The organism is Streptomyces sp. A1277 (assembly GCF_004795015.1).
Taxonomy (GTDB): Bacteria; Actinomycetota; Actinomycetes; order Streptomycetales; family Streptomycetaceae; genus Streptomyces.
In genome coordinates, this window is record NZ_SSBI01000088.1 from 1 (window position 1) to 8575 (window position 8575).

The 8575-nt window shown below is 72.2% G+C and carries 4 protein-coding genes and 1 pseudogene; 2 read left to right on the forward strand and 3 right to left on the reverse strand.

What is annotated here, in order from left to right; genetic code table 11:
• From E6R18_RS33545 to E6R18_RS33555, 3 genes are all read right to left on the reverse strand, one after another.
• A partial coding sequence (locus tag E6R18_RS33545; RefSeq protein WP_136320643.1) for an Rne/Rng family ribonuclease occupies positions 1-3555 on the reverse strand: 3555 nt, incomplete at its 3' end.
• 232 nt (positions 3556-3787) lie between these two features.
• Complete coding sequence (locus tag E6R18_RS33550; protein ID WP_136320644.1) at positions 3788-4609, reverse strand: TIGR03936 family radical SAM-associated protein; 822 nt, start codon at positions 4607-4609, stop codon at positions 3788-3790.
• A gap of 121 nt (positions 4610-4730) precedes the next feature.
• Positions 4731-5972 carry a hypothetical protein gene (locus tag E6R18_RS33555; RefSeq protein WP_136320645.1) on the reverse strand — a complete coding sequence of 414 codons (1242 nt, stop codon included), beginning with the start codon at positions 5970-5972 and terminating at the stop codon, positions 4731-4733.
• Positions 5973-6175: 203 nt separating this feature from the next.
• Between E6R18_RS33555 and E6R18_RS33560 the strand changes: the two genes are divergently transcribed.
• Both E6R18_RS33560 and E6R18_RS33565 read left to right on the forward strand, forming a co-directional pair.
• Positions 6176-7750, forward strand: coding sequence for a recombinase family protein (locus E6R18_RS33560; RefSeq protein WP_136320646.1), 1575 nt, complete (start codon positions 6176-6178; stop codon positions 7748-7750).
• Positions 7751-7887: 137 nt separating this feature from the next.
• A pseudogene (locus E6R18_RS33565) lies at positions 7888-8514 on the forward strand (IS3 family transposase); the annotation flags it as partial.
• Between the last annotated feature and the right edge of the window lie 61 nt (positions 8515-8575).

Below are 8575 nucleotides of genomic sequence, written 5' to 3' on the forward strand. Positions count from 1 at the left end.
CCTCGGGGCGCCGGCCGGGGCGGACGCCTTGCGCGAGGCCCGGCGGCGACCGCGGCCGCGCGCGGCGGCCTCGGCCTCGGCGGGGCTGCTGTACAGCTCCTCGTCCGCGACGAACTCCGGCTCGGGCAGCGCCACCGGGGCGGCGACCTCCGCCGCCACCTCGGCCTCGGTCTCGGCCTCGGGCTCAACGTCGGAGACGTGCTCGTGGCCGTGGTCGTGCTCGTGGTCCTGGCCAAAACCGCCGCGGCGCTTCTTGGAGCGCTTGCCGCCGCCACCGCCGCCCACCGAGGTGGGCTGCTCCATGTGCACGATCACGCCGCGCCCGTTGCAGTGGACGCAGGTCTCGGAGAAGGACTCCAGCAGACCCTGGCCGACCCGCTTGCGGGTCATCTGGACCAGGCCCAGCGAGGTGACCTCGGCGACCTGGTGCTTCGTACGGTCGCGGCCCAGGCACTCCAGCAGGCGCCGCAGCACCAGGTCCCGGTTGGACTCCAGCACCATGTCGATGAAGTCCACGACGACGATGCCGCCGAGGTCGCGCAGCCGCAGCTGGCGCACGATCTCCTCGGCCGCCTCCAGGTTGTTCTTGGTGACGGTCTCTTCCAGGTTGCCGCCCTGGCCGGTGAACTTGCCGGTGTTGACGTCGACCACGACCATCGCCTCGGTCTTGTCGATCACCAGCGAGCCGCCGCTCGGCAGGTAGACCTTGCGGTCCAGCGCCTTCATGAGCTGCTCGTCGATCCGGTACGTCGCGAAGATGTCGACCTCGGAGGTCCACCGCGACAGCCGGTCCGTCAGGTCGGGCGCCACGTGCGAGACGTAGCCGTGGATGGTCTCCCACGCCTCGTCGCCGCTGACGATGACCTTGGAGAAGTCCTCGTTGAAGATGTCGCGGACGACCCGGACGGTCATGTCCGGCTCGCCGTACAGGAGCGTCGGCGCGTTGGAGCTGCCGGTGCTCTTCGACTTCTTCTGGATGTCCTCCCACTGCTGCTGGAGCCGCTCGACGTCACGGCGCAGCTCGTCCTCGCTCGCGCCCTCGGCGGCGGTGCGGACGATGACGCCCGCGTCCTCGGGGACGATCTTCTTGAGGATGGACTTGAGCCGGGCGCGCTCGGTGTCGGGCAGCTTGCGGCTGATCCCCGTCATCGAGCCCTCGGGCACGTAGACCAGGTAGCGGCCGGGCAGCGAGACCTGGCTGGTCAGGCGGGCGCCCTTGTGGCCGATCGGGTCCTTCGTCACCTGGACGAGGACGGACTGGCCGGACTTGAGCGCGGTCTCGATCCGGCGCGGCCCGTGGGCCATGCCGAGCGCCTCGAAGTTGACCTCACCGGCGTACAGGACGGCGTTGCGGCCCTTGCCGATGTCGACGAAGGCGGCCTCCATGGACGGCAGCACGTTCTGGACCTTGCCCAGGTAGACGTTGCCGACGTAGCTGGTGGCCTGCTCCTTGTTGACGTAGTGCTCCACGAGCACGTTGTCCTCAAGGACGCCGATCTGGGTGCGCTCGCCGCTCTGGCGGACGACCATGACGCGCTCGACGGCCTCGCGGCGGGCCAGGAACTCCGCCTCGGTGATGATCGGCACCCGGCGGCGGCCCTGCTCGCGGCCCTCGCGGCGGCGCTGCTTCTTGGCCTCCATGCGGGTCGAGCCCTTGATGGACTGGACCTCGTCGAAGCCGGTGCCGAGCTCCCGCTCCTCCTTCTTGCGGGGCTCGCGGACCTTGACGACCGTGCGCTCCGGGTCGTCCGTGCCGTTCTCGGCCTCGGGCGCGGCGTCACCGCTGCGACGGCGGCGGCGACGGCGACGGCGGCTGCTGCTCGATCCGGAGGCGGCCTCGTGGTCGTCCTGCTCCTCGTCGCCCTCCTCCTCGGACTCCTGGACGTCCTCGGGCTCGTCCTCGGCGTGGTCGGCGGCCTCGTCCCGGTGCTGCTGCTCGGCGGCGTCGTCCTCGGCGGACTCACCGCGGCGGCGACGGCGGCCACCCCGGCGGCGGCGGCGCGAGGGGCGGTCGCCGTACTCGTCGGTGTCCTCGCCGTCGTGCTCGGTGTCGCTCTCGCTCGAAGGCTCGTGCTCGTCCTCGGCGGGCTGCTCCTGGGCGGGGGCTTCGGCCACCTGCTCGGCGGGCTCGGCCTCGGCGGCCTCACCGCGGCGGCGGCGCCGGCGGCGCGAGCCGCCCTGCGGCGCGGCCTCGGCGGGGGCGGTGCGCTCGGGGGCCGTGGTGATCTCGTCCTCGGGCTCCTCCTCCTGCGAGGCGGGGCCGGCGGCGGCAGCGGCGGCGGCCGCGGTCTCCGGGGTCTGGAACATCGGCTCGGCGAAGACCGGCGCCTGGAAGACGGCCACGGCGGGGCGCGTCGCCCGGCGGCTGCGGCGCGCGGGCTCCTCCGTCTTGGCGGTGAACTCGGGGCGGCCGGCGGCGGCGGTGGCCCGGCGGCGCTGACGGCCGCGCGGGGCGGCCTCCTCGACCTCGACCGGCTCGGCGGCCAGCTCCTCGACGGCCTCCTCGGGCAGGCTCTCGCCGGTCTGGACCTCGGCGCGCTCCGCGGCGGCCTGCGGGGCACCGGCCGGGGACGTGGCCTTACGGACCGCACGGCGGCGGCCACGCGGCGCCTCGACGGGCTCGGCCGGCTCGGCGGCCTCGGCCACCGGGGCTTCGGCCGTCCCGGTGACCTCTTCGGCCTCGTCGTCGGCGGGCTTCGAGGCGACCTGCGGGGCGCCGGCCGGTGCGGAGGCGCGACGGCGGGTGCGGCCGCGCGGGGCCTCCACGGGCTCGGCGACCGGCTCGGCCTCGGCGGGCTCGGGGCTCTCCGCGGCGGCCGGCGCCTCCGCCACGATCTCGACGGGCTCGGCGGCCTTGGGCGCACCGGCGGGGGACGTGGCCTTGCGGACGGCACGACGGCGGGTACGCGGGGCCTCGACGGCGGGCTCTGCTGCGGGCTCGGGGCTCTCCACCACGGGGGCCTCCTCGACGGTCTCGGCCGGCTCGGCGGCCTGGGGCGCACCGGCGGGGGACGTGGCCTTGCGGACGGCACGGCGACGGGCGCGCGGCGCCTCGGCGACGGGCTCCGGCTCCGCCGCGGGCTCCTCGGCCGCGACCGGCTCCACGATTTCGGCGGGCTCGGCGGCCTGGGGCGCACCGCCCGGGGACGTCGCCTTGCGGACGGCACGACGGCGGGTACGCGGGGCCTCGACGGCGGGCTCCGCCGCGGGCTCCTCGGCTGCGGGCTCCTCGGCAGCCGCGACCGGCTCCGCGGTCTCGGCGGACTCGGCGGCCTGGGGCGCGCCGGCCGGGGAGGTCGCCTTGCGGACCGCGCGGCGTCGGGGGCGGGCCGGGGCGGCGGGCTCGGCCTCGGCGGTGTTCTCGGTGCTGGTCTCGGACACTCCGGCGTCAACGGCCGCTATGGCCGACGCGTCGGCGGCGGCCCGGTCGCCCGCCGACGGCGGGCCTGCGGGGCGGGAGGCGGCGCGGCGCCTGCGGCGCGGCGGCAGCTTGTCCCCGGGGGTGTTGTTGTCTTCTGCGTTCCCGGTGGTGCCGGGTTCGTTCGGCTGGGGCATGCGGGCGTTTCTCCCGTCGCGCTCCCGGGCGCCGCACCTGGTTCCGGTCCGGTTCGGTCCGCATGGTGGTCGCGGCACCGCCGTCCGGGGCGCGGGCGCCGCACGGGAGCTGAATGTCTGGCTCGCCGGTTCCGTACGCGGTGTGCGGACGGCCTGGCGAAAGTCTTATGGGTCAGCGCGCGGCCCGGCCCAGGTGGCTCCCGAGCACGAGGGCTGCGCTACAACGACCGCCTTACGCGGAACCTGCACCTTCCGGCGCCGTCGCGACGGCGGTCCCGGTGGCCGTGGTTGATGCGGCCGGGGCTGCCTCGCGGTCGGGCGCGAGCGGGTCGGTCACCGTGCCGGACTCCTCGTCGAAGAGCCCCTGCGCCAGCCTGGTCACCGCTGCGGCGACGGTTCCCCAAGTTCTCGACTGCGCTCGAACAGGGGAGGCCCCACCCGCCAGGTCGGCGACAACGCGGAGACCGGACAGGACGTCGTCAGGCCGTACGGCAGGTGTCACGTGCCGAACAACCAGCCGCAGTATCGCACAGGCCCTGTCACCGGACCTATCAGGCGGAAGATCCACCGTGCGGAGGTCGACCACCGCGGAGCGGGCGTCGAACGTCCGCATGCCGTTCTTCGTGCGGCGCTCGACCTCGACGGTCTCGGCCGCGTTGAAGGCGGCCACGGCCTTCTCGGCGTCCTGCTGCCCGACCCCGTCCAGGCGCATCTCCCAGATGGAGGCGGTCAGCCGGTCGGCGAGGCCCGAGGTGCGGGCCTCGACGGCGTCCGTGATGTCCAGGCCGTCCGGCATCGAGTCGTTGAGCAGCTCGCGCAGGACGTCCGGGTCGCGGGACTCGGTGAGGGCGATCTCCAGGAACTCGGCCTCGCTGCCCGTGCCGGTGGGTGCGGCATTGGCGTACGACACCTTGGGGTGCGGGGTGAAGCCGGCCGAGTAGGCCATGGGCACCTGGGAGCGGCGCAGCGCCCGCTCGAAGGCACGCTGGAAGTCGCGGTGGCTGGTGAACCGGAGGCGGCCGCGCTTGGTGTAGCGCAGTCGGATGCGCTGCACCGCCGGTGCGGGCGGCGGGCCTTCGGGCTGTCGCTTGCCCAGTGGTTCTTCTCCTCGGTGCGGGGCGGACGCGGTGGCACGCCGCCCTCGAAATGCGGGTGGCCCGGGGGTCCGGACCGGCTCACCCCTGCGGTACGGATTTCTCCGGAAGCAGGGAGATCTCTGGTTCGGGCGCCGCGCTGGGCACAGTCGTTGCACTACCCAGAGTACGCGCAAGGGGGCTTCCGAGTTCCCCGGGCCCGGGTTGCGCCGGCCCGCCGGCCAGCGCGCGCCACGCGTCGCGCCTGGCCTGCCGGATCGTTTCCCGGGCCGCGCGCAGGGTCTGGCGGGCCGTGCGGCCCACCGTGCGCAGGGCCCGCCCGGCCGGGACCAGGGCGGCGTCGCGCACGAAACGGCCGACCGGGACGCACACCGTGCGATACGCCCGGCGCACCGGCGCGCCGACCAGGGTCCGGGCCAGCCGGAGCAGCGCCCGGCCGACGGCGCGCGGGACGAATCCGGCGACGCGCCAGGTGAAGCCGAACGCGGCGGCGACCTCGCGGCCCACCGGCGTCAGGACGCGCCGGTACACCCAGGCGACCGGCGTGACGAGGAGCACCACGACGAGCCACCGCAGCCCGAGCCCGAGCCCGCGCAGGACGGTCCCGACGCCCCGGATCAGCAGGTCGATGACCCGGGCGACGCCCTGGCCCATCGGGGTGAGCACGTGCCGGTACACCCGCACCGGCGGCAGCACGACCAGGTGCTCCGCCAGCCACCCCACGGCCCGCCCGAGCGGCACCAGGACGTAGCGCCACAGCAGCCCCACCGGCATCACGAGCACTGCGGTGAGCAGCCACTTCAGGGCCGTGCCCAGCCACCGCACCGCTGCGGCGAGGGCGCGCCCGGCCGGGACCAGGGCCTCCCGGTACACCCACCGCAGCCCGTGTCCGAGGGGGCTGAGGAGGTGCGCGTACAGCCATTGGAGCGGCACCACGATCCCGTACCGCGCCCCGGGCACCACGACGTACCGCCACAGGGCGACCCACGGCGATACGAACACGGCGCGGGCCGGCCACAGCAGCCCGTGGCCCAGCGGGACCAGCAGATGGCACCACAGGCATCGGGCGGGGACCGCGATCAGCGCCTCGGTCAGCCGCAGCCCGTGGCCCAGCGGCCGCAGCAGCGCCCGGTCGGCGGCGCGGGCGGTCACGACGAGCGCGTCCCACAGCATCCGTACCGGCAGGACGAGCACGAGCACCACGATCCGCACCGGTATCCGGACCAGCGTGGTGAGGCAGCCGTCACCGCCCTCGTAGTGCGCGGGCGCCCGGTGGTTCCCGTACTCCGTCCGCACGGGCGCCCGGTGCTTTCCCTGTTCCATGCCCCTCATGACGCGAAGGCCCGGTCCGGGCTTCCCCGGGCCGGGCCTTCGTCACCGAGCTGTCACACGGCGGCGCGCTACTTCACGACGGTCAGCGGCAGGAGCTTCTTGCCGGTCGGGCCGATCTGGATCCGGATGCTGGTGTCCATCTTCAGACAGATGGACACGCGGCTAAAGCTAAATCCATCGCTACTCTCCGAGCCATGAAGACGTACGACATCGACGCCGAGTGGACCGCTGCGGACCTGGCTCTGCTCAAGGAGCTGAAGAAGGCGGAGGCGCTGCTTCCTGCGGACGCCCCGCGCGCTCTGCTCTCCATCCGCCTGTCCGTACTTACGGAGGACACCACCTCGCCGGTGCGGCAGGAACTCGACCTTCGCCTCCTGGCCAGGGACAAGGGGTATCGAGTCGTCGGCGTCGCTTCCGACCTCAACGTCTCGGCAACGAAGGTTCCGCCGTGGAAGCGGAAGGAACTCGGCGAGTGGCTGAACAACCGATCACCCGAGTTCGACGCTCTGCTCTTCTGGAAGCTCGACCGGTTCATCCGCCGCATGTCGGATCTCTCCACGATGATCGAGTGGTGCCAGCGGTACGGGAAGAACCTGGCCTCGAAGAACGACTCGATCGATCTTGAATCCACTGTCGGTCGGATGATGGTCACGCTCATCGGGGGTATCGCCGAGATCGAAGCGGCGAACACATCGACCCGCGTGGCTTCGCTCTGGGACTACACGCGGACTCAGGACACCTGGTTCGTCGGCAAGCCTGCCTATGGCTACGTGACGACGAAGGCGAACGGGAGACCGAGCCTCGCCATCGAGCCGAACGCACACAAGGCACTGCGGTGGGCCCACCGCATGGCACTGCGCGGAGTGTCAGCCCGGCGCATGTCACTCTGCCTCGTCCGCTCCGGCCTCATGTCCGAAGGGCTCACCACGACGACTCTTCTCCGTCGCCTCCGCAACCCGGCACTCATGGGTTACCGAGTGGAGGAGAACAAGAACAAGGGGGTGCGTCGTTCCAAGCTGATCCTCGGACACGACGGCAAGCCGGTCAGGGTGGCTGAGCCGATCTTCACCGAGGACGAATACAACGAACTCCAAGAAGCCATCGACCGCCGCGGCAAGAACCAGCCCCAGCGTCAGACGCACGGCGCTACGCAGTTCCTCGGCGTACTGGTCTGCGCCGACTGCACGTCCAACATGACGGTGCACGCCACGTCCAACAAGTTCGGCCAGTACCGGTACCTCCGGTGCCAGAAGTGCAAGAGCGGGGGGCTCGGTGCCCCGGACCCGCAGGGTGTGTACGACGTACTTGTAGGGGACGTGCTGCGGGTGCTCGGCGACTTCCCCGTGCAAGTACGCGAGTACGCCCAGGGCGCTGAGGCTCGCGCAGAAGTGAAGCGACTCGAAGAGGCCATCGCCTACTACATGAAGGCACTTGAGCCGGGAGGCCGTTACACGAAGACGCGGTTCACTCAGGAGCAGGCAGAGAAGACGCTCGAAAAGCTCACGGACGAACTGAGCGCCATCGATCCCGAGACCACACAGGACCGATGGACTCTCATCCACAACGGGAAGACGTTCCGTGAAGCATGGGAGTCCGGAGGGATGGAGGTCATGGCTGAGGACCTCCGCCGCGTGGGCATCACGTGCGAGGTCACACGCACCAAGGTCAAGGGCGTGCGTGCGCCCTCCGTACATCTGCGTCTGAAGATTCCCCGTGACGTACGCGAACGGCTCGTCATCAAGAGCGACGACTTCGCAGCGAAGCTCTGAACAGCCGGGACAGGGAGGGGCTCGGCTTGACAGTCGAGTATCCCGCCACGTAGGAATACCTCCCCGCTCTCTGGTGAGCGGGGACCGTAGCTCCCACCGTTCAGCGGTGGTAGAGCTGGCCACTCCGCGAGAGGCCGCGATCCCGAGGGGCTCGCAGGGACGTCGAGCTGACCGGCAGGATCCGGCAGGACCACGACGAGTCCGGCGGGATCTACGGCTCACCCCGCGTGCACGCCGTCCTCAAACGTGAGGGCACTCGCGTCGGCCGCAAGCGCGTCGAACGGCTCATGCGCCAGGCCGGCCTCGCCGGAATCAGCCCCCGCCGGGGCAAGAGCTTCACCCGACGGGACCCGGACGCCGATCCGGCCCCTGACCTGGTGCAACGCGACTTCACCGCGAACGGGCCGAACCGGCTGTGGGTCACCGGCCTGACCATGATCCCCACCAGGGAAGGGCCGCTGTGGCTGTCCGCGATCCGCGACGCGTTCTCCCGCCGGGTGGTCGCCTGGGAGACCTCCGCCCGCGCGGACGCCGACCTGGTCCTGACCTCGCTGGAGTACGCCCTGGCCAGCCGCGAAGTCGCCCCCGGTGAGCTCATTCACCACGCCGACCACGGCTGCCAATACACGTCCGTGAAGCTCACAACACGCCTGATCAGGGCCGGTATCCAGGCGTCCATGGGCTCGGTCGGCGACTCGTACGACTGTCAGTCTGTTCGTACCGGATCCCGCAAGGATCGGGTAGTCCCGGCCGTGACGGTCTGACTCTTGCTTACGACCGACCCCACGGGTGTCCTGGCGTTGATCTGTCGACCGTCCGGCCGGG